The organism is Pseudomonas sp. NFACC39-1, from assembly GCF_900110355.1.
Lineage (GTDB): Bacteria > Pseudomonadota > Gammaproteobacteria > Pseudomonadales > Pseudomonadaceae > Aquipseudomonas > Aquipseudomonas tehranensis.
Window position 1 is genome coordinate 580,611 of the sequence record NZ_FODL01000002.1, and the last position, 20,365, is coordinate 600,975.

General features: G+C 60.9%; 18 protein-coding genes. 6 read left to right on the forward strand and 12 right to left on the reverse strand.

Annotated elements, in window-relative coordinates:
* Window positions 1-9 precede the first annotated feature (9 nt).
* Together BMY45_RS06890 and BMY45_RS06895 are read left to right on the forward strand one after the other, a co-directional pair.
* Window positions 10-744 carry an ArsR/SmtB family transcription factor gene (locus tag BMY45_RS06890; protein WP_047227419.1) on the forward strand — a complete coding sequence of 245 codons (735 nt, stop codon included), beginning with the start codon at window positions 10-12 and terminating at the stop codon, window positions 742-744.
* 88 nt (window positions 745-832) lie between these two features.
* Window positions 833-2,215 (forward strand): MFS transporter, encoded by a 1,383-nt coding sequence (locus tag BMY45_RS06895; protein WP_092395950.1) that lies wholly within the window; start codon window positions 833-835, stop codon window positions 2,213-2,215.
* A 111-nt stretch (window positions 2,216-2,326) separates the two neighbouring features.
* Here the strand turns inward: BMY45_RS06895 and BMY45_RS06900 are convergent, their stop codons facing one another.
* From BMY45_RS06900 to BMY45_RS06915, 3 genes are all read right to left on the reverse strand, one after another.
* Complete coding sequence (locus BMY45_RS06900) at window positions 2,327-3,280, reverse strand: adenosine deaminase (protein ID WP_076386484.1); 954 nt, start codon at window positions 3,278-3,280, stop codon at window positions 2,327-2,329.
* 83 nt (window positions 3,281-3,363) lie between these two features.
* Window positions 3,364-4,329 carry a 2-oxoglutarate and iron-dependent oxygenase domain-containing protein gene (locus BMY45_RS06905; RefSeq protein ID WP_092395952.1) on the reverse strand — a complete coding sequence of 322 codons (966 nt, stop codon included), beginning with the start codon at window positions 4,327-4,329 and terminating at the stop codon, window positions 3,364-3,366.
* 140 nt (window positions 4,330-4,469) lie between these two features.
* Window positions 4,470-5,552, reverse strand: coding sequence for a BMP family ABC transporter substrate-binding protein (locus BMY45_RS06915; RefSeq protein WP_092395956.1), 1,083 nt, complete (start codon window positions 5,550-5,552; stop codon window positions 4,470-4,472).
* Window positions 5,553-5,864: 312 nt separating this feature from the next.
* Here BMY45_RS06915 and BMY45_RS06920 point away from each other — a divergent pair, with 312 nt between their 5' ends.
* Entirely contained in the window at window positions 5,865-6,956 is a 1,092-nt protein-coding gene (locus tag BMY45_RS06920; RefSeq protein WP_092395958.1) for a calcium:cation antiporter, read from the forward strand.
* Between the two features lie 123 nt (window positions 6,957-7,079).
* Here the strand turns inward: BMY45_RS06920 and BMY45_RS06925 are convergent, their stop codons facing one another.
* The 3 genes from BMY45_RS06925 to BMY45_RS06935 form a co-directional block, all read right to left on the reverse strand.
* On the reverse strand, window positions 7,080-8,438 hold the full coding sequence (locus BMY45_RS06925) for an 8-oxoguanine deaminase (protein WP_092395960.1): 1,359 nt from the start codon (window positions 8,436-8,438) through the stop codon (window positions 7,080-7,082).
* Window positions 8,439-8,687: 249 nt separating this feature from the next.
* On the reverse strand, window positions 8,688-9,374 hold the full coding sequence (locus tag BMY45_RS06930; protein WP_092395962.1) for an SDR family oxidoreductase: 687 nt from the start codon (window positions 9,372-9,374) through the stop codon (window positions 8,688-8,690).
* A 25-nt stretch (window positions 9,375-9,399) separates the two neighbouring features.
* The gene (locus BMY45_RS06935) at window positions 9,400-9,750 is read right to left on the reverse strand and encodes a MerR family transcriptional regulator (RefSeq protein ID WP_092395964.1); all 351 of its coding nucleotides are present in this window, start codon (window positions 9,748-9,750) and stop codon (window positions 9,400-9,402) included.
* Between the two features lie 81 nt (window positions 9,751-9,831).
* Here BMY45_RS06935 and BMY45_RS06940 point away from each other — a divergent pair, with 81 nt between their 5' ends.
* Window positions 9,832-10,266 (forward strand): hypothetical protein, encoded by a 435-nt coding sequence (locus tag BMY45_RS06940; RefSeq protein WP_092395966.1) that lies wholly within the window; start codon window positions 9,832-9,834, stop codon window positions 10,264-10,266.
* 54 nt (window positions 10,267-10,320) lie between these two features.
* Here BMY45_RS06940 and BMY45_RS06945 read toward each other — a convergent pair whose 3' ends face one another.
* From BMY45_RS06945 to BMY45_RS06970, 6 genes are all read right to left on the reverse strand, one after another.
* Window positions 10,321-11,247: an ABC transporter permease gene (locus BMY45_RS06945; RefSeq protein ID WP_092395968.1), complete on the reverse strand. Its 927-nt coding sequence runs from the start codon at window positions 11,245-11,247 to the stop codon at window positions 10,321-10,323.
* Window positions 11,247-12,353 (reverse strand): ABC transporter permease, encoded by a 1,107-nt coding sequence (locus BMY45_RS06950; protein WP_092395970.1) that lies wholly within the window; start codon window positions 12,351-12,353, stop codon window positions 11,247-11,249. The genes BMY45_RS06945 and BMY45_RS06950 overlap by 1 nt, the downstream gene beginning before the upstream one ends.
* 10 nt (window positions 12,354-12,363) lie before the next feature.
* Window positions 12,364-13,917 (reverse strand): ABC transporter ATP-binding protein, encoded by a 1,554-nt coding sequence (locus BMY45_RS06955; protein WP_092395972.1) that lies wholly within the window; start codon window positions 13,915-13,917, stop codon window positions 12,364-12,366.
* A gap of 536 nt (window positions 13,918-14,453) precedes the next feature.
* Entirely contained in the window at window positions 14,454-15,035 is a 582-nt protein-coding gene (locus BMY45_RS06960; RefSeq protein ID WP_076386466.1) for an IMPACT family protein, read from the reverse strand.
* 7 nt (window positions 15,036-15,042) lie between these two features.
* Window positions 15,043-15,693 carry a TetR/AcrR family transcriptional regulator gene (locus tag BMY45_RS06965; protein WP_092395974.1) on the reverse strand — a complete coding sequence of 217 codons (651 nt, stop codon included), beginning with the start codon at window positions 15,691-15,693 and terminating at the stop codon, window positions 15,043-15,045.
* Between the two features lie 204 nt (window positions 15,694-15,897).
* Window positions 15,898-16,818, reverse strand: a complete 921-nt coding sequence (locus BMY45_RS06970) for a LysR family transcriptional regulator (protein ID WP_092395976.1) — start codon at window positions 16,816-16,818, stop codon at window positions 15,898-15,900.
* A gap of 122 nt (window positions 16,819-16,940) precedes the next feature.
* Here BMY45_RS06970 and BMY45_RS06975 point away from each other — a divergent pair, with 122 nt between their 5' ends.
* Window positions 16,941-18,290: an omega-aminotransferase AptA gene (locus tag BMY45_RS06975; RefSeq protein WP_092395978.1), complete on the forward strand. Its 1,350-nt coding sequence runs from the start codon at window positions 16,941-16,943 to the stop codon at window positions 18,288-18,290.
* A 72-nt stretch (window positions 18,291-18,362) separates the two neighbouring features.
* The gene (locus BMY45_RS06980) at window positions 18,363-19,856 is read left to right on the forward strand and encodes a CoA-acylating methylmalonate-semialdehyde dehydrogenase (RefSeq protein WP_092395980.1); all 1,494 of its coding nucleotides are present in this window, start codon (window positions 18,363-18,365) and stop codon (window positions 19,854-19,856) included.
* Window positions 19,857-20,365: the final 509 nt, after the last annotated feature.

Sequence of the window (20,365 nt, forward strand, 5' to 3'; positions counted from 1 at the left end):
AGTGAATACATGGAACATGCACCTTGCATCAGCCAGATCGCCACGCTGCTGGCCGACCCAAAACGCAGCGCAATGATGTGGGCCTTGATGGACGGCACGGCGCGGCAGGCTGAAGAGCTGGCGTTGCTGGCCGGGCTGTCGCCGTCTTCGGCCAGCGCTCATCTGGGCCGTCTGTCCGCCGGTGGCCTGTTGAAAGTCGAAGCCCGTGGCCGCAAACGGTTTTTCCGCCTGGCGGCACCCGAGATCGGTGCTGCCGTCGAAGCGCTGGCCAGCGCGACCCTGGCCAGTACGCCGCGGCAGCTTCCGGAAGTCTTCAAGCGCGGGGTCATGCCGGGCAAGGCCCCGTCGGCTCCCGCTTCGTTGATGCGGGCCAGGCTTTGCGAGGACCATCTGGGCGGCACCCTGGCGGCAGACCTGTATCAGCGCCTGCTGGATGCCGGATGGATCGAGCAGGGCGACCAGCGGGTGATCGTGACTCACAAAGGTGCCAATGAGCTGGCCGGGCACGGCCTGTTCATCCAGGCGCTGGCCCACCGCAACGCCCGCACCGCTTGTGCCTGCCCGGACTGGAGCGAGCGACGTCCGCACCTGGGGGGCGCCTTGGGGGCGGCGTTGCTGCAACTGTTCATGCAGTCCGGTTGGCTGAGCTTGCCCAACGACTCCAGGGCCTTGCAGGTAACGGTGCTTGGCCAGCAGGAAATCCATCGGTTCGCCACGCAGGACACCGTGGAAATGGCGTTCTAGGGCTGCCGACAGGTCGTATTCAGCAATAGCCTCCAGCAAGGTTCGCGCACACTCGAACCTGGGATTTTTTTGGATTGGGGGAAACAGCATGGATACTCACGGCTACAGCGCGGCGGAACGTCTGGAGCGCCTGCCCATCAGCGGCTACCACCGAATTATTTTCATCATTATTGCCTTGGCGTTTTTCTTCGACTCCATGGACCTGGCCATGATGACGTTCCTCCTGGGCTCGATCAAAGCCGAGTTTGGCTTAAGCACCGCCCAGGCAGGTTTGCTCGCCAGCTCCAGTTTCTTTGGCATGGTACTGGGAGCATCGCTGTCGGGCATGCTGGCCGATCGGTTCGGGCGCAAGCCGGTGTTCCAGTGGAGCATCGTGTTGTGGGGCGTCGCCAGTTATTTGTGCTCGACCGCCCAGAGCGTCGATTCACTGATGCTGTTCCGCATCCTGCTGGGTATCGGCATGGGCATGGAGTTTCCGATCGCTCAGTCGATGCTCTCGGAGCTGATCCCGGCCACACGCCGAGGCCGTTATATCGCGTTGATGGACGGCTTCTGGCCGTTGGGTTTCGTGGCGGCGGGCGTGCTGTCGTATTTTCTATTGCCGGTGATCGGCTGGCGCGACATCTTCCTGGTGTTGGCGGTGCCGGCGGTGTTTGTCCTGGTTATTCGCTTCTTCATTCCCGAGTCGCCGCGCTGGCTGGAACAGGCCGGCCGGGGGGACGAGGCGGATGACGTGCTCAGGCGAATCGAAGACAAGGTCCGAGCCTCGTTGGGGCGAGGAGAACTGCCTGAGCCGATTCGTCTGCCGAGGGGCGAGAGCACGCCGGGCAATTTCTTTTCGGCCCTGGCGCAGATCTGGTCACCGCTGTATCGCCAGCGCACGATGATGATCTGGAGCGTCTGGTTCTTCGCCTTGCTCGGTTTTTATGGCCTGACGTCCTGGCTCAGTGCGTTGTTGCAGCAGTCGGGGTTCGCGGTGACCCAGTCGGTGTACTACACCGTGCTGATTTCCTTGGGCGGGATTCCCGGTTTCCTCATGGCGGCGTGGCTGGTGGAGCGCTGGGGACGTAAACCGATGTGCGTGGTCACGTTGCTGGGTGGTGGGGTGATGGCGTTTCTTTATGGTCAGAGCGCGGTGTTTGGCGGCAACGTGGGCCTGCTGATCGGCACCGGGCTTCTGATGCAGTTTTTCCTGTTCGGTATGTGGGCGGTGCTCTACACCTACACGCCGGAGCTGTACCCCACCTCGGCACGGGCCACGGGTTCGGGTTTTGCCTCGGCTGTCGGCCGCATTGGTTCGCTGCTCGGGCCCCTGGTCACCGGGTTGGTGTTTCCCATTACCGGACAGGGCGGTGTGTTCGCCCTGGGCGCACTGTGCTTCGCCGTGGCGGCGGGGGTGGTCTGGGTGTTTGGCGTGGAGACGCGGGGCAAGACATTGGAGGAGTTGAGCGAGGGTACGGTGGCCGGTTAACCCCCCCATGTGGGAGCGAGCCTGCTCGCGATAGCGGTAAGTCAGCCGACATCGATGTTGAATGTCATGCCGCGATCGCGAGCAGGCTCGCTCCCACAAGGGGCATCAGTCTTAGGGTTTTACCAGCCGCGCATCCAGGCTGTTCTGCGCCAGGCGCGTGGCCTGGTCCTGGGTCATCCCCAGGTGGGTGTGCAGCGCGTGGAAGTTTTCGGTGACGTAGCCGCCGAAGTACGCCGGGTCATCGGAGTTGACCGTCACCTTCACACCGCGCTCGAGCATGTCGAGGATGTTGTGTTGCGACATGTCGTCGAACACGCACAGCTTGGTGTTGGACAACGGGCAGACCGTCAGCGGGATCTGTTCGTCGATGATCCGTTGCATCAGTCGTTCATCTTCAATGGCCCGCACGCCGTGGTCGATGCGCTGGATCTTCAACAGGTCCAGGGCTTGCCAGATGTACTCGGGCGGGCCTTCTTCACCGGCGTGGGCAACGGTCAGGAAGCCCTCGTTGCGCGCACGGTCGAATACCCGCTGGAACTTGCTCGGCGGATGGCCCATTTCCGAACTGTCCAGACCCACGGCCACGAACGCATCGCGGAACGGCAGCGCCTGGTCGAGGGTTTTCTCGGCCTGTTCTTCGCTCAGGTGGCGCAGGAAACTCAGGATCAGGCCGCTGGTGATGCCCAGTTGCTGTTCACCGTCCTTGAGGGCCGCGGCGATGCCATTGAGCACCACTTCGAACGGGACGCCACGGTCGGTGTGGGTCTGCGGGTCGAAGAACGGTTCGGTGTGAATCACGTTCTGCGCCTTGCAGCGCAACAGGTAGGCCCAGGTCAGGTCGTAGAAATCCTGGGAGGTGCGCAACACGTCGGCACCCTGGTAATACAGGTCGAGGAATTCCTGCAGATTGTTGAAGGCATAGGCCTTGCGCAGGGTGTCCACGTCGCTCCACGGCAAGGCAATCTTGTTGCGTTCGGCCAGGGCGAACAGCAGCTCGGGCTCCAGCGAGCCTTCCAGATGCAGGTGCAGTTCAGCCTTGGGCAAGGCGTTCAGCCAGTCGTACATGTTCTTTTCTCATCAGCGAATCGATGGCAGGCATTCTACAGGGGCTGGCCGCAATGTCTGGTAAAACCTGACCGGCTGATCCACTACACCGCCTGTTGTTCCCGCCGGTAAGCATAGGTGTCAGCGAAGCGTGACAGCAGGAATTCGGCGCAGGTGGTGGTCGGGTACTTCGGTGGGTGGCCCTCATCCTGACAACCGGGCAGGCATTGGATCAGCGTGTCGGGGTGCGGCTCGGCAAAGAACGGCATCGAATAGCGGTCTACCCCCAGCGGGCTGATCACCCGATGGGGGGTGGACAGGTAACGGTCGTTGCTCCAGCGCGCCATCATGTCGCCGAGGTTGACCACGAACGTCCCGTCGATGGGCGGCGCGTCGATCCATTGGCCATTGACGTTGCGCACTTGCAGGCCACCGGCGGCGTCCTGGTAGAGCAGGGTGATGCAGCCGTAATCGGTATGGGCACCGGCACCTTGCTGCTCGGCAGAGCTGGCGGTGTGACGCGGCGGATAGTGAATCAGGCGCAGCACGCTTACAGGCTCGGTGAAGCGCGTGTCGAAGAAGTCTCGCTCGATGCCCAAGGCCAGGGTCATGGCGCGCAGCAGGGTTTGGGCAAGGGCCTGCATGTCGCGGTAATGCTGCTCCATCAGGGGGTCCCAGCCCGCGAGGTCCGGGTGTCGGTTAGGCCCCCGCAGAGGCTTATGCGCCAGCACGTCGGGATGATCGGCCGGCAAGTGCAGGCCCATGTCGAAGGTTTCTTTCAGGTCGCTGGGTTTGGCCGGGTCCAGTTGTTCGGTGGCGACGGCGCCGTAGCCGCGATGATGGCGGGTCTGGGTGATGTCGATCTTGAGTTTTTCTGCTACCGGCAGCCTGAAGAAGCGTTGGGCATGGTCCAGGACTTCGGTAATGCGCGCCGGGCTGATGGGGTGACCCTTGATGTAGAAAAAGCCCCACTGGCGGCAGGCCTGGTCGATCTGGTTGGCGACCGATTGCCAAGCGCTGGGGGCATCGCCGTAGAGCGGGCTGATGTCGATGATGGGAAGGCTGTTCATGCGGCTTTCCTGATTGTGTGGGGGCCGATGTGGGAGCGAGCCTGCTCGCGATAGCGATTTGTCTGTCGACATCAACGTTGAATGTCAGTCCGCTATCGCGAGCAGGCTCGCTCCCACAGGGTTTTGTGTTGACTCGTCAGTTATTTGGGAATCTCAGCCTTCATGCCTTCGACGTAATAATTCATCGACGCCAGTTCCGCATTGGTAGCGCTCACGCCCGCCGGGATTTTCTCGACGCCGGCCTGGTCCTTGATCGGCCCGGTGAACGGATGGAAAGCACCGCTCTCGATGTCGGCGATGATCTGCTCGGCTTCGCTTTTGACCGCCGCTGGCACCAGGTCGCTGATCGGCAGCTTCACCGTGCCTTCCTTCAGGCCGCCCCAGTAGTCCTGGGATTTCCAGCTATGGTCGAGCACGCTTTGGGTTGCCTGGATGTAGTGCGGGCCCCAGTCGTTGACAATCGAGGTCAGCACCGCCTTGGGACCGAAGTGGGCCATGTCCGAAGCGTAGCCGACGGCGTAGACGCCGCGCCGCTCGGCGGCCTGGATCGGCGCCGGGCTGTCGGTGTGCTGGAACACCACGTCCACGCCCTGATCGATCAAGGCGTTGGCGGCATCGGCTTCCTTGCCCGGATCGAACCAGGAGTTGACCCACACCACTTTGATTTCGGTGCCGGGGTTGTACTTGTTCAGGGCCAGTTGGATAGCGTTGATATCGCGGATCACTTCTGGAATCGGGAAGGAGGCGACGTAGCCGATTTTTTTGCTTTTGGTCATCTTGGCCGCGATGAAGCCGCCGACGTAGCGACCCTCATAGGTGCGTGCCAGATAAGTGCCCAGGTTCTTGTCCTGCTTGTAGCCGGTGGCGTGTTCGAAGGTCACCTTGGGGAATTGCTTGGCGACTTTCAGTGTCGGGTTCATGTAGCCGAAGGACGTGGTGAAGATCAGGTCGTATTTGTCCTTGGCCATGTTGCGGATCACCCGCTCGGCGTCGGCGCCTTCGGGCACGTTTTCCACGTAGTTGGTGGTGATTCGGTCGCCGAGTTTCGCCACCAGTTCCTTGCGTCCCTGTTCATGCTGGTAGGTCCAGCCGTGGTCACCGATGGGGCCGATATAGACGAAACCGACCTTCAGCGGGTCGGCGGCGCTGGCATTCAGGCCGGCGCTCAGACCGACAGTTGCAGCGACGGCGCAAAGCAACATCTTCAAGGGACGCTTGTGCATGAACTCGAACTCCATTTTGTTGTGAGGTTGGCTGAACAGCGCTAATGCAAAATGCTGACCAACAAGACAACAAATCGACGCATTCCCCTTGTGGCGAGGGAGCTTGCTCCCGCTGGGCTGCGCAGCGGCCCTGATGTTGCGATTGCTGCGCAACCACGCGGGAGCAAGCTCCCTCGCCACAGTGGGATCGACCGGGCGATAACGGTGCGTCCGGCCAATCAATCGCCATCCACTGGTGCATCACTTGGCGCGAACGTTCGCCGCCTCTCACAGTCAGTAGCTTCATCACCTGCCCATGGTTAAACGTCCGTAATGTTCACTCTGATCAAGCAAGAAACACTGTTGCTGCTGGCCTTGCTCGCCGCCTGTGTTGCCTACCCGCTGGAGCACTGGCTGTTGGGCAGCGGGCAGGTCGTGGCGTTGCTCGGCGGGTTGGTGCTGATCGGCTTTATCGTCGTGGCGTCCATGCGTGTGGCCCATCATGCCGAGCTGTTGGCAGAGAAGGTCGGCGATCCCTACGGCACGATGATCCTGACGTTGTCGGCGGTGCTGGTAGAAGTGGTGATCCTGGCGATCATGATGAGCAACGAAGCCTCGCCGACGCTGGTGCGCGACACCATTTATTCAGCGGTGATGCTCGACATCAATGGCATTCTTGGCCTTGCCGCGCTGATGGGTGGAATCAAGCATGGCGAGCAGGCTTACAACGATGATTCGGCGCGCACCTACAGCGTGATGATTCTCACCGCCATGGGCGTGTCGATGGTGGTGCCGGAGTTCATTCCCCAAGAGAGCTGGAAGCTCTATTCGGCATTCACCATCGGCGCGATGATCGTGCTGTACACCCTGTTCCTGCGCATGCAGGTAGGGCCGCACAGTTACTTTTTCAGCTACAGCTACCCGGAAAAACGCCGGCGCAAAGAACCGGTGGAAAACCAGCCGAAACCCATCAGCCTGACGTTCTCCATCGCGGCGCTGGTGTTTGGCGTCGTGGTGATCGGCGCGTTGGCCGAAGTCATGTCCAAAGCCATCGACCTGGGGCTGGAAGGTTCCGGGGCGCCGCCGGTGGTGACGGCGATTCTGGTGGCCGCCATTTCCGCGGCACCGGAAATCCTTACCGCCTTGCGTGCGGCGCTGGCAAACCGCATGCAGTCGGTGGTGAATATCGCCTTGGGGGCTTCGCTGTCCACCGTGATCCTCACGGTGCCGGTGATGGAAGCGATGGCGCTCTACACCGGCCAGCCGTTCCAGATGGCAATGACCCCGGTGCAGACGGTGATGATCTTCATCACCTTGATCGTCTGCGCCATCAACCTCAACGATGGGGAAACCAATGCCATTGAAGGCATGACCCATTTTGTGTTGTTCGCGACGTTTATCATGCTGTCGTTGCTCGGACTTTAAGCCCAGCACAGTGCCAATTGTGGGAGCGAGCCTGCTCGCGATAGCGGTCTATCCATCAACATCAATGCTGGATATGAAGCCGTCATCGCGAGCAGGCTCGCTCCCACATTGGTTTGGGGTGGATCAGGCGCCGGCGATCAACTCCCGCGCTGCCTGGCTGTGATCAGCAATCAACCCCTTCAGGTCCAACCCCTCGATCTGCCCGTCGATGACCCGCCACTGCCCTGCGACCATCACCCGGTCCGCCCGGTCCGCGCCGCACAGCAGCAGGGCCGAGACCGGATCGTGACTGCCGGAGAAGCGCAGTTCGTCGAGCTTGAACAACGCCAGGTCAGCCTGCTTGCCCACCGCCAGCTCGCCGATATCGCTGCGCCCCAGCAGTTGTGCCGAGCCGCGCGTCGCCCAGCCCAACACGCGTTGCGGGGTGATCGCCTGCGCGCCATAACGCAGGCGCTGGATGTACAACGCCTGACGGGTTTCCAGGATCATGTTCGACGCATCGTTGGACGCCGAGCCGTCCACACCCAGGCCCAGCGGTGCGCCGGCGGCGCTGAGTTCCAGGGTCGGGCAGATGCCCGAGGCCAGGCGCATGTTGGAGCTCGGGCAATGGCAGATGCCGGTGCCGGCGGCGCCGAGACGGGTGATTTCCTCAGGATTGAAATGAATGCCGTGGGCCAGCCAGGTGCGCGGGCCGAGCCAGCCGACGCTGTCCAGGTAGTCCACGGTGCGCAGGCCGAAGCGTTGCAGGCAGAAGTCCTCTTCGTCGAGGGTTTCGGCCAGGTGAGTGTGCAGGCGTACGTCGAGTTTCTCTGCCAGCTCGGCGCTGGCGCGCATGATTTCGGGCGTGACTGAAAACGGTGAACAAGGCGCCAGGGCAATCTGGATTTGCGCACCGTCGCCGCGCTCATGGTATTGGCTGATCAACCGTTGGCTGTCCTCGAGGATCACTTGACCTTGCTGCACAGTCTGCTGCGGCGGCAAGCCTCCGTCGGCCTCGCCCAGGCTCATGGATCCGCGGGTCAGCATCGCGCGCATGCCCAGCTCACGGACACTTTGCACCTGCACATCGATGGCATTTTCCAGGCCCTCGGGAAACAGATAGTGGTGATCGGCCGCAGTGGTGCAGCCTGAAAGCAACAATTCGGCCAGCGCCACTTTGCTCGCCAGGGCGAGCTTTTCCGGCGTCAACCGCGCCCATACCGGGTAGAGGGTTTTCAGCCACGGGAACAGGGGCTGGTTCACCACCGGCGCCCAGGCGCGAGTCAGGGTCTGGTAGAAATGATGATGGGTGTTGATCAGCCCCGGCAGGATCACATGTTCGCCTGCGTCGAAGACCGTGTCACAGGGCTGGGTGGGTTGTTGGCCGGCGCTCAGCAATTCGACGATCACGCCGTTTTGCAGGACAAGACCGCCACGGGCATCGAGGTTGTTGGCCGTGAAGATGGCGAGGGGATTTTTTAACCAGGTACGGGTCGCAGGCATGGTAGCCGGCTCCTCTGAAAGTGGGTTCAGGTTAGCCAGCTCAGTGATGCCCTGTCTGCTGATCCAGGGTCGCCCGTTGGGTAGGGCGAGGTGCTGAGTTTACTCAGGTTGCCTGGCACATTTCCAGAGTTCGCTGAGGCTCAAATGTGGGAGCGAGCCTGCTCGCGATAGCGGTGTGTCAGTCGACATCATGGTGAATGTTAGACCGCAATCGCGAGCAGGCTTGCTCCCACAGGGGGAAGGCTTGGGTTACCAGGGAATCGTCTCGCCCTTGTAGTTGACGAAATGATGCCCACCCTTGCCGGCAAAGGCATTGACCTGATCAATCAGGCCTCGGGTGCTGGTCTGGACATCAATGTCCGCCCCTTCGCCACCCATGTCGGTCTTGACCCAGCCCGGGTGCAGCGACAGAACCGTCAATGTCTGTTCGCCCAGTTGGCTGACGAAGCTGTTGGTCATGGAGTTGAGCGCCGCCTTGCTGGCCTTGTACAGCGCTAGTTCCGGGGCGTCAGGCATGGTCACGCTGCCCAGCACCGAGCTCATGAACGCCAGCACGCCGCTGCCGTCGCGGATCTGGCCGACGAAGCGCTGGGCCAGGTTGATCGGCGCCACGGCATTGGTGAAGAACAACTGGCCGACTTCCGCCAGCGTCGCGCCGCCCGGGCTCTGGTTGTCCGGGCCTTTGACACCGGCATTGACGAACAACAGGTCGAAGGTTTCGCCCTTGAGCTGCTGGCTCAGGGCGATGACGGCTTGCTGGTCGTCCATGTCGAGCTTTTCGATCCGCACCGGCCCAAGCGCCTTCAACGCCTCGGCGTTCTGCGGGTTGCGCACGGTGGCGGTCACGCTCCAGCCATCGCTCAGCAGCGTCTTCACCAGACCGAGGCCCAGGCCCCGGGAGGCGCCAATGATCAATGCGTTTTTTGCCGAATTCATGAGGAGCATCCTTGATGAAAAAAGGTCACGGATTTAATGGACAACGTTGCCCGAGCCGTTGTTTCAGCTCATGACGCAACGCGTCGAGTTCGGTCATGCGGGTTTCGATCAGGTTCAGTTTGTCTTGCAGCAATTGCGTCACGGCGCGGTCCGGGTCCGGTGTGTGCCACAGGGCGGCGACGCTGTTACCGATCTCGCCGAGGGTAAAACCCAGGCGCTGGGCGGTCTTGATGTAGAGCACCAGTTGCACCATGTCGGCGGGGTAGTGGCGATAGCCATTGGCGCTGCGCTGCGCCGCGATCAGGCCACGCTGCTCGTAGAAGCGCAGCGTGTCACGACTGACGGCACAGGCTTGGGCGAGTTCACCAATGCGCATGGTGGGTCTCCGGAGGGCTTGACCTTGGAGCATACCCCAGGCTTTAGCCTCTTTGCTTCCCAATTATCTGGAGCAAGGTGTATGTGGACTTTGATGCAATATCGCCGGGTGGTGCGCGGCAGCGCCTGGTACGACCTTATTGTGTCGGCCGTGTTGGCCACGCCGTGGAGCTTTGCGGCGTTGCATGGTGTGTTGATGAGTATGACTCAGCTATTTGACCTGCCTGGAGAACTGCCGCCGTTTGCGCCGGCGCATGTGCTGATGGCAAATCTGCTGGGCTCGATTGTTTGCGTGTGGTCGGTTCTGCGGATTCGGGATCCGCAGCCGCTGTATGGGCGTTATGACGCGGCGGGGCGGTTTTTGTTTGCGGCCTGGATGCTGTATGCATTGCTTCATGGGGCCAATGCGGTGTTGTGGGTTTTCCTGTTTCTGGAGGTGGTGTGGGGTGTCATGCAGGCACTGCCCATCCGTGGCGAGGGAGCTTGCTCCCGCTGGAGGGCGCAGCACTCCTCATAGGAAGGCGCCTGCTGCGCAGTCGAGCGGGAGCAAGCTCCCTCGCCACAGGTGCCCTCAATGCCCCGCCTGCCAAGGCTGCCCCAGCGACACCGGCGCATACAACCGCGTGCGTACGGCATCCCGGGACAGCAACACCAGCACCACGATGGTCGCGGCATACGGCAGCATCGCCAGCAAGCTCGATGGAATCGCCAGCCCCAAGCCCTGGGCCACCAGGTGCAGGATGCTGGCGAGGCCGAACAGGTAGGCGCCCAGCAGCAGGCGCCACACTCGCCAACTGGCGAACACCACCAGCGCCAGGGCGATCCAGCCGCGCCCGGCGCTCATGTTTTCGGCCCACATCGGCGTGTAGGCCAGCGACAGATAGGCACCCGCCAGCCCGGCCATGGCGCCGCCGAACAGCACCGCCAGGGTCCGCACCCGCAACACCGGCAGGCCCATGGCACTGGCGGCATCGGGATTTTCCCCCACCGCCTGGATGATCAGCCCGACGCGACTTTTCACAATCACCCAGGCCACCAGGGCGAACAGTGCAAAAGACAGGTACACCAGCAGATCCTGGGCAAACAGCATCCGCCCGATCAACGGGATGTCACTCAAGTAGGGAATCGCCAGCGGTTCGAACCCCGCCAGCGGCTTGCCGACCCAGGCCGCCCCGACAAAACTCGACAGCCCCACGCCGAAAATCGTCAACGCCAATCCGGTGGCCACCTGATTGGCGTTGAACACCAGCGCTACCAACGCGAACAGCGCCGACAACAGCATCCCGGCGGCCATCGCCAGCAGCACGCCAAGCCACAGGTTGCCGCTGTTGAACGCGACGATAAAACCGATCACCGCGCCGAACAGCATCATGCCTTCCTGGCCCAGGTTTAAAACACCACTTTTCTCGCAGATCAATTCCCCCAGGGCCACCAGCAGCAACGGTGTGCCGCAACGGATCATGGCGTAGAAAATATTGCTCAACAGGTCGATATCCATCACAGCGCTCCTGCCTGTACGGCGGTGGTCCGGGTGCGCCGGGCCCAGCGCAGGTTAAGGCGCGGCCGATACAGGATCAGTACGTCGCAGGCCAACAGGAAAAACAGCATCATGCCCTGGAACAGTTGGGTGATCGCCTGGGGAAGGTTCAGCGACATCTGCGCGTTTTCGCCGCCGATGTACAACAAGGCCATCAACAGGCTGGCGAACAGAATGCCGATGGGATTCAGGCGCCCCAGGAACGCCACGGTAATCGCCGCATAGCCGTAGCCCGGCGACACCTGCGGCACCAGTTGGCCGATTGGCCCGGTCACTTCGCAGACACCGGCGAGCCCGGCCAGTGCGCCGCTGATCAACAGCGCCAGCCACACCAGCGGCTTCTGGCGAAAACCGGCGAAACCGGCGGCCCTAGCGTCCAGGCCCAACACTTTGATCTGAAACCCGACAAAACTTTTCTGCAGCAACACCCAGACCGCCACCAGTGCCAGCAGGGCGAAATACAACCCGGCATGAAGCCGCCCGTCCTCCACCAGCAATGGCAGGCGACTGGCATCGCCGAACATGGCCGACTCCGGAAAGTTGAACCCGGCGGGGTCTTTCAGCGGCCCGTGAACGCAGAACAGCAGCAGGTTAAGCGCGATGTAATTGAGCATGATGCTGGTGAGGATTTCATTGGCATTGAAGCGTGTGCGTAGCCACGCCGTGAGCCCGGCCCAGGCGGCACCGGCGAGAGTGCCGGTCAGCAGAATCAGCACCAATGCCCAACGGCTTTGCATGTCGATGATGTTCACCGCGACAGCGCTGCCGGCCAGGGCGCCCAATAACAATTGTCCCTCGGCGCCAATGTTCCAGATTCGTGCCTGGTAGGCCACCGCCAGGCCGAGGGCACAGAGCAGGATCGGCAAGGCTTTGACCAGCCATTCGGACACGCCGTATAGATCGCTGATCGGTGCGATCAACAAGGTGTACAAGGTTTGCAACGGATCATGCCCCAGGACGGCGAACAGCAGCGAGCCACAGCCCAAGGTCAATACGGCGGCCAGCAGCGGCGAGCACCAGAGCATCAGGCGCGATTGTTGGCCGCGGGGTTCAAGAGACAGCAGCATAAAAACTCCGTTAGACCGTCGCAGGATCAGGGGATGGAGGGGCGTCGAACTGGCCGGCCATCCAGCCGCCGACGTCGCTTAGCCGGGTTTGGACAGTGGGCCTCAAGGCGGACAAGCGCCCGCCACACAAAGCGCCGAGGCGGTCGCTGATCTGGAACAGTTCGTCGAGGTCTTCGGAGATCACCAGGATGGCAGCACCCGCATCGCGCAAGGCAATCAGTGCCCTGTGGATGGTCGCCGCCGCGCCGACGTCTACGCCCCAAGTCGGATGCGCCGCCACCAGCAGCCTGGGCTGTTGAAGGATTTCCCGCCCGAGGATGAATTTTTGCAGGTTGCCCCCCGAGAGGCTGCGCGCCGGGGTTCTGGTGTCGGGCGTCTTCACCCCAAAACGACGGATAATCTCCTCGGCCAGGTGCTCGACCTTGCGCCGTTGAATCAGGCCGCAACTGATCAGTCCTTGTTGGAAGGCGCTGAGCAGAGTGTTATCCGCCAGGCTCAATTGCGGCACGGCGCCATGGCCCAGGCGTTCGGCTGGAACAAATGCCAGCCCGAGGCGGCGTCGGGCATCGGGACGCAGATGTGCCACAGGTTGCCCGTCGAACCGGATCGTCTCGCCTTTGTGGCGGGGCAGTTGCGTTTCACCGCTGAGTAATGCCAACCACTCGTCCTGTCCATTACCCGCCACTCCGGCGATACCGACGATTTCGCCGCTGCGTACCTCAAGGTCTATATCCCGCAATGAGCAGCCGAACGGGTCCGGGTTCGGCCATGACAGTTTGTGGATCTCAAGGAACGCTTTGTCTGCGCTGACCTTGGGATAGTCCGCGATCAGGCCGGCCGCCTCGCCGACCATCAACTGCGCCAATTCGCGGTCCGAGCACTGCGCTGGTGTGCAATGCCCTGACACCCGTCCGCCGCGCAGCACTGTCGCGCTGTGGCACAACGCGCGGACCTCGCCCAACTTGTGGCTGATGAACAAAATGCTGCAGCCCTCGCTCGCCAGGCGCCGCAGGGTCACGAACAGTTCGTCGGCTTCCTGGGGCGTCAGCACCGAGGTGGGTTCATCGAGAATCAGCAGACGGATGTCCTGCATCAAGCAGCGAATGATCTCCACCCGTTGGCGCTCGCCAATCGACAGGCTGTGGACCAGCCGCTGCGGCTCCAGGGCCATGCCGTAGCGTCGGGAAACTTCGCGGATTCGCGGTTCCAGTTGCGCCGGTGTACCGGCTGCCGCGCCCATGGCCAGGGCGATGTTCTGCGCCACGGTAAGGGTTTCAAACAGCGAGAAATGCTGGAACACCATACCGATGCCCAGGCTGCGGGCCTGGGCCGGGTTGCGCAGGTCGACCCGTTGGCCTTGCCAGATCACCTCGCCCGAATCGGCTTGGGTAACGCCGTAGATAATCTTCATCAGGGTGCTTTTGCCAGCGCCGTTTTCGCCGAGCAGCGCGTGGATCTCGCCGGGTTGGATACTCAGGTCGATGGCGTCATTGGCCAGGCAACCAGGGTAGCGTTTGCTGATCTTGCGCAATTGCAGGCGCGGGATGGAATCGGGGTCGGACATGACAGGCTCGGGTCGGGGGACATGAATGCCTGTGGATAAAGCAATTTCCTGGCCAGTAGGTCAGGAAATGTCAGCGAGCCCCGCGCTTCGCCTATAGCTTGGTGTACCCGCCAGCACCTTCGCTGTGGATAGAGCACCGCAATGGGGCGAGCAGGTGATGGAGGCGCTGTTTGTGCCCCGAAACGGGTGGTTAAAAAATGATCAGGCGGCTGCGAGCCATGCCTTTCATGGGGCGGCGTCAGCCATGAACGGGTTATCCACAGGATGTTCCACAGTTATTGTGCGCAAGCCTGAAGGTCAGGCATAACCAGCGCCCGGCTTTCTTCTAAAGGTGATAAAACGCCGCAAGCATTTGTTTTTCTAACGAATTCGTACCAAAAGCAGTGCTTTGATCAAAAAACGAACAGCGGTCGCAAAGCCGCATGACAGAAGGGTTACAGCGGGATGTGCTCAGGTTATCCACAGTCGGGTGCACAGTGGATGTGGGCAAGTCGGACGAGGGGCGTTGCCCCGAAAAGTCGCAGTACCCTTCGCTTTCAACGTGCCAGCAGAATCCGTCCACGGCTCAGGTCGGCCAATTGCTTCTGCAATGTTTCGATCTGCGCTTCACCCACGGCCACCTGCAAGTCCACACCATTGGCTGTAAAGCTTTCTGTGTTCACCAGCCCGCCGCACTCGGCGACCCGCAGCTTCACCAGGGCCAGTTCCGCGAAACCGCAGGTGCAGCGCAGCGCCACGCGGCTGATCAATTCAACCTTCTCGGCGTTTTGCAGGCATTTGTTCGCGCCCCCGCCATAGGCCCGGGCCAACCCTCCTGTGCCCAACTGGATTCCGCCGTACCAACGGATCACCAGCACCACGACCTGATCGCAAGCCTGGGCTTCGATGGCCGCCAGGATTGGCCGCCCGGCGGTGCCACCCGGTTCGCCGTCGTCGTTGCTGCGGTATTGGTCGCCGAGTTTCCAGGCCCAGCAGTTGTGTGTGGCGTTCAGATCGCTGTGCTGTTCTATGAAGGCCACGGCATCGGCGGGGCTGGTGATAGGGGCGGCGAGGGTAATGAAGCGGCTTTTGCGAATCTCTTCGCGGTATTCACAAAAGCCGGTGAGGGTAAAAGGCATGAGAATCTTAAAAGGTTGGTTTCAGGCCGCAGCCCTTGAGAATGATGCGGATCAGGTTGTCACCGGCATCGATCATGTCCTGCTTGGTCAGCTTGCTGCGACCGGTCACGCGGCAGATCTGGGTGGCGAAGTCGGCGTAATGCTGAGTACTTCCCCACAACAGAAAGATCAGGTGCACGGGGTCGATCGGGTCCATCTTGCCGGCATCGATCCAGGCCTGGAACACCGCCGCGCGGCCGTTGAACCAGGTGCGATAATCCTGGTTGAAATATTCAGTCAGACATTCACCACCGCTGATCACTTCCATGGCGAAAAGCCGGGACGCTTGCGGGTGACGGCGGGAAAACTCCATTTTGGCGCGAATGTAGCGGGTCAGGGCTTCGCCCGGATCATCTTCGGCGGTGAGGGTATTAAAGGTGCTGTCCCACAACTCGATGATGTTGCTCAGCACCGCCACGTACAACCCAAGCTTGTTGGTGAAGTAATAATGCAGGTTCGCCTTGGGCAGCCCGGCCTTCAAGGCAATGGCATTCATGCTGGTGCCTTTGAACCCATGACGGGCGAATTCATCTTCGGCGGCCTTGAGGATGGTCTCTTCGTTTTTTTGACGAATGCGGCTGGTGGGCTTGCCACCGTGGGCAGGGACTTCGAAGGTCATGGGCGGTTCCGGGCTGGGTCTGTGGGGCAAGCAAATGCGTTGATAGCGCACCGGCAGCGATCCGACAAGTGCCTCTGCTATATAAAGCCTGACTAAACACCTGTGGGAGCGGGCTTGCTCGCGAAAGCGGACAGTCATTCAACATTGATGCTGACAGAGACATCGCCTTCGCGAGCAAGCCCGCTCCCACAAAGAGATCAGGCGTTAGCGAGTTGCCGCCAGGCTCTGGAGAAAACTCTCCAGCACCAGATGAGGCCGACGCCCCTTGCGCGTGACTGACGCCAGGCTCAAATCATAGAAACGGGCCGTGGGCTTGAGGGCGCGCAACCGTCCCTGCTGGACCCACAGGTTGGCGTAATGATCCGGCAGGTAACCGATGTAGCGCCCGGTAAGAATCAGGAACGCCATGCCTTCGCGGTCCGATGCACTGGCAGTGCAATTGAGTGCCTGGTAGTGGGCCTGGATCTCGGCGGGCAAGCGGAAAGTCGGTGCGATGGCATCCTGGCTGTTGAGGCGAGCGTCGTCCAGTTGTTGGTCATCCACATAAAACAACGGATGCCCGACCGCGCAATACAACAGCGAGCGTTCGCTGTAGAGCGGTTGATACTCCAGCCCGGAAAGAGCGCTGGCCTGGGGCACCACTCCGACATGCAATCGACCGTCGAGTACACCTTGTTCGACCTCGTTGGGGGCGATCATGCGAATCTGTATCTGCACATCAGGTCCGCGTTCCTTCAATTGGGCCAGGGCATGGGTGATGCGCATATGGGGCAGGGTGACGAGATTGTCGGTCAGACCGATGATCAACTCACCGCGCAAGTGCTGATGCAGGCCGTTGACTTCGGTGCGAAAACTTTCCAGCGCACTTAACAGTTGCAATGCCGACTGATACACCTCGCGGCCTTCCTCCGTCAGGGAAAAGCCCGCCCGCCCGCGCTGACACAGCCGTAGGCCAAGGCGCTGTTCAAGGTCGCTCATCTGTTGGCTGATGGCGGAGCGGCCGATTCCAAGCACCGTCTCCGCTGCGGAGAATCCACCGCACTCCACCACGCTGCGAAAAATGCGCAACAGACGGATATCAAAGTCGCTGACCTGGGCCAGCGGATCGGGACGACGCGCGCTCATAGTTTAGTGATCCGCTGACTGAAGGTTAGAAAAGTTGGATTTCATCGACTTTATCGCCGTGGCAAGTTAGCTGCAAGAACGCCTTTCGATCCTTGTCGCTTCTCTCCTGCGAGGTTTTGTCGATGAACATGCCCGAACATGCTGCCGGTTCCCTGGCCAGCCAGCTCAAGCTTGATGCCCACTGGATGCCTTACACCGCCAACCGCAACTTCCAGCGCGATCCGCGTCTGATCGTCGCCGCCGAAGGCAGTTGGCTGGTGGATGACAAAGGGCGCAAGGTGTACGACTCGCTATCGGGCCTGTGGACGTGCGGCGCCGGGCATACCCGCAAGGAAATCCAGGAAGCGGTCGCCAAACAGTTGGGCACCCTCGACTACTCGCCAGGCTTCCAGTACGGCCATCCGCTGTCGTTCCAGTTGGCGGAAAAAATCACCAGCCTGACACCGGGCAACCTCAACCATGTGTTCTTCACCGACTCCGGCTCCGAGTGCGCCGATACCGCGGTGAAGATGGTCCGCGCCTACTGGCGTCTCAAGGGCCAGGGGACCAAGACCAAGATGATCGGCCGTGCGCGTGGTTACCACGGCGTGAACATCGCCGGCACCAGCCTTGGCGGCGTCAGCGGTAACCGCAAGTTGTTCGGCCAGGCGATGATGGACGTCGATCACTTGCCCCACACTTTACTGGCGAGCAATGCCTATTCCCGTGGCATGCCGAAAGAGGGCGGTATCGCCTTGGCCGATGAGCTGTTGAAGCTGATCGAGCTGCACGATGCCTCCAATATCGCCGCGGTGTTCGTCGAACCAATGGCCGGTTCCGCTGGCGTGCTGGTGCCGCCGGAGGGTTATCTCAAGCGCCTGCGGGAAATCTGCGACCAGCACAGCATTCTGTTGGTGTTCGACGAGGTCATCACTGGGTTCGGCCGTACCGGTTCGATGTTCGGTGCCGATAGTTTCGGCGTGACCCCGGATCTCATGTGCATTGCCAAACAGGTCACCAATGGCGCGATCCCCATGGGCGCGGTGATCGCCAGCTCCGAGATCTACCAGACGTTCATGAACCAGCCGACGCCGGAGTACGCCGTGGAATTTCCCCATGGCTACACCTATTCGGCGCACCCGGTGGCGTGCGCGGCGGGCCTGGCGGCGCTGGATCTGCTGCAAAAGGAAAACCTGGTGCAGAGCGTCGCCGAGGTGGCTCCGCATTTCGAGAATGCTTTGCATGGCCTGAAGGGCGCGAAGAACATCATCGACATCCGCAACTATGGCCTGGCCGGGGCAATCCAGATTGCACCCCGCGATGGCGACGCGATCGTACGCCCGTTCGAGGCCGGCATGGCGTTGTGGAAAAAGGGGTTCTACGTGCGTTTCGGCGGTGACACCCTGCAATTCGGGCCAACGTTCAACAGCAAGCCACAGGATCTGGATCGCTTGTTCGATGCGGTCGGTGAAGTGCTGAACAAACTCGACTGACGCGTCCTTCTATACAGCTTTCAATACGGGCGTCCGGCAGCGGGCGCTTGTGGATAACATTCTGGAGTCCCCATGAGCCTCATTGCGCATTTGATCAATGGCGAACTGTTGAGCGACAGCGCTCGTACCGCCGACGTGTTCAACCCCTCGACCGGCCAGGCGATTCATAAGGTGCCACTGGCTGATCGTGCGACGATCCAGCAGGCTATCGACGCCGCCAAGGCGGCTTTCCCTGCCTGGCGCAACACACCGGCGGCCAAGCGAGCGCAGGTCATGTTCCGGTTCAAGCAGTTGTTGGAGCAGAACGAGTCGCGCATCGCCCAGTTGATCAGTGAAGAGCACGGCAAGACGCTGGAAGATGCGGCTGGAGAGCTTAAGCGCGGCATCGAGAACGTCGAATTCGCCTGTGCGGCACCGGAGATTCTGAAGGGCGAATACAGCCGCAATGTAGGACCGAACATCGACGCGTGGTCAGACTTCCAGCCCTTGGGCGTGGTGGCGGGCATCACGCCATTCAACTTCCCGGCGATGGTGCCGCTGTGGATGTACCCGTTGGCAATCGTTTGTGGCAACTGCTTCATCCTCAAGCCGTCCGAGCGTGACCCGAGTTCGACGTTGCTGATCGCCCAATTGCTTCTGGAAGCCGGGTTGCCCAAAGGCGTGTTGAGCGTGGTGCATGGCGACAAAGCCGCAGTGGATGCGCTGATCGAAGCGCCGGAGGTGAAGGCGCTGAGTTTTGTCGGCTCCACTCCGATTGCCGAATACATCTATGCCGAAGGTACTCGGCGCGGCAAACGCGTCCAGGCACTGGGTGGTGCTAAGAACCACGCGGTATTGATGCCGGATGCAGATCTGGATAACGCCGTCAGTGCGTTGATGGGGGCGGCCTACGGTTCGTGTGGCGAACGCTGCATGGCGATCTCGGTGGCGGTGTGTGTCGGCGATCAGGTGGCGGATGCGCTGGTGGCCAAGCTGGTGCCGCAGATCCAGTCGCTGAAAATCGGCGCGGGTACGTCGTGCGGACTGGACATGGGGCCATTGGTAACCGGTCAGCATCGCGACAAGGTCAGCGGTTATATAGAAGATGGCGTATCGGCGGGTGCGTCGCTGGTTGTCGATGGTCGCGGTTTGAGCGTAGCCGGGCATGAGGAGGGGTTCTTCCTGGGCGGCTGCCTGTTTGATCGCGTGACGCCTGAGATGCGCATCTATAAAGAAGAGATTTTTGGGCCGGTGCTGTGCATCGTCCGGGTCAACAGCCTGGAAGAGGCGATGCAACTGATCAACGATCACGAGTATGGCAACGGCACATGCATCTTTACCCGTGATGGTGAGGCGGCGCGGTTGTTCTGCGATGAAATTGAAGTCGGCATGGTAGGAGTCAACGTACCGTTGCCGGTGCCCGTTGCCTACCACAGCTTTGGTGGGTGGAAGCGTTCGTTGTTCGGCGACCTGCATGCCTACGGCCCGGACGGGGTACGTTTCTATACTCGTCGCAAGGCCATTACTCAGCGCTGGCCGCAGCGTGCCAGCCACGAGGCGTCACAGTTCGCCTTCCCGAGCTTGTAAGCAATAGATGAAGAGGCCGGTGTCTTTGGACGCCGGCCTCTGTGTTTGTGGGGGCTTTTGACTGTTGTGACAGAAATATGAAAATAGGTGTTGACGGCAAATTCTGGACGTCTATAATTCGCCCCACTTCCGGCGCAGTCGAAACGGAAAACTCCTTGAGTTTCAATGAGTTAAGTAGGTTTTGGCGGTGCAGGGCTTCAGGTCATCGAAGCTCGGGAAGCAGTTGGTGGGGCGGTTTTCCTGGCTCCGTTAACGATTCGATCTTCTCGGTCGAAAGCGGTCAAAAAGAGGTGTTGACAGCAGCGAGTAACGCTGTAGAATTCGCCTCCCGCTAACGAGAGATCGGAAGCGCAAGTGGTTGAAGTTGTTGATGTTTCTTAAGCGAAACTTTAAAAACTTCTTAAAATAACCGCTTGACAGATACACCGGGCGCTGTAGAATGCGCGCCTCGGTTGAGACGAAAGGCTCAACCCACCGCTCTTTAACAACTGAATCAAGCAATTCGTGTG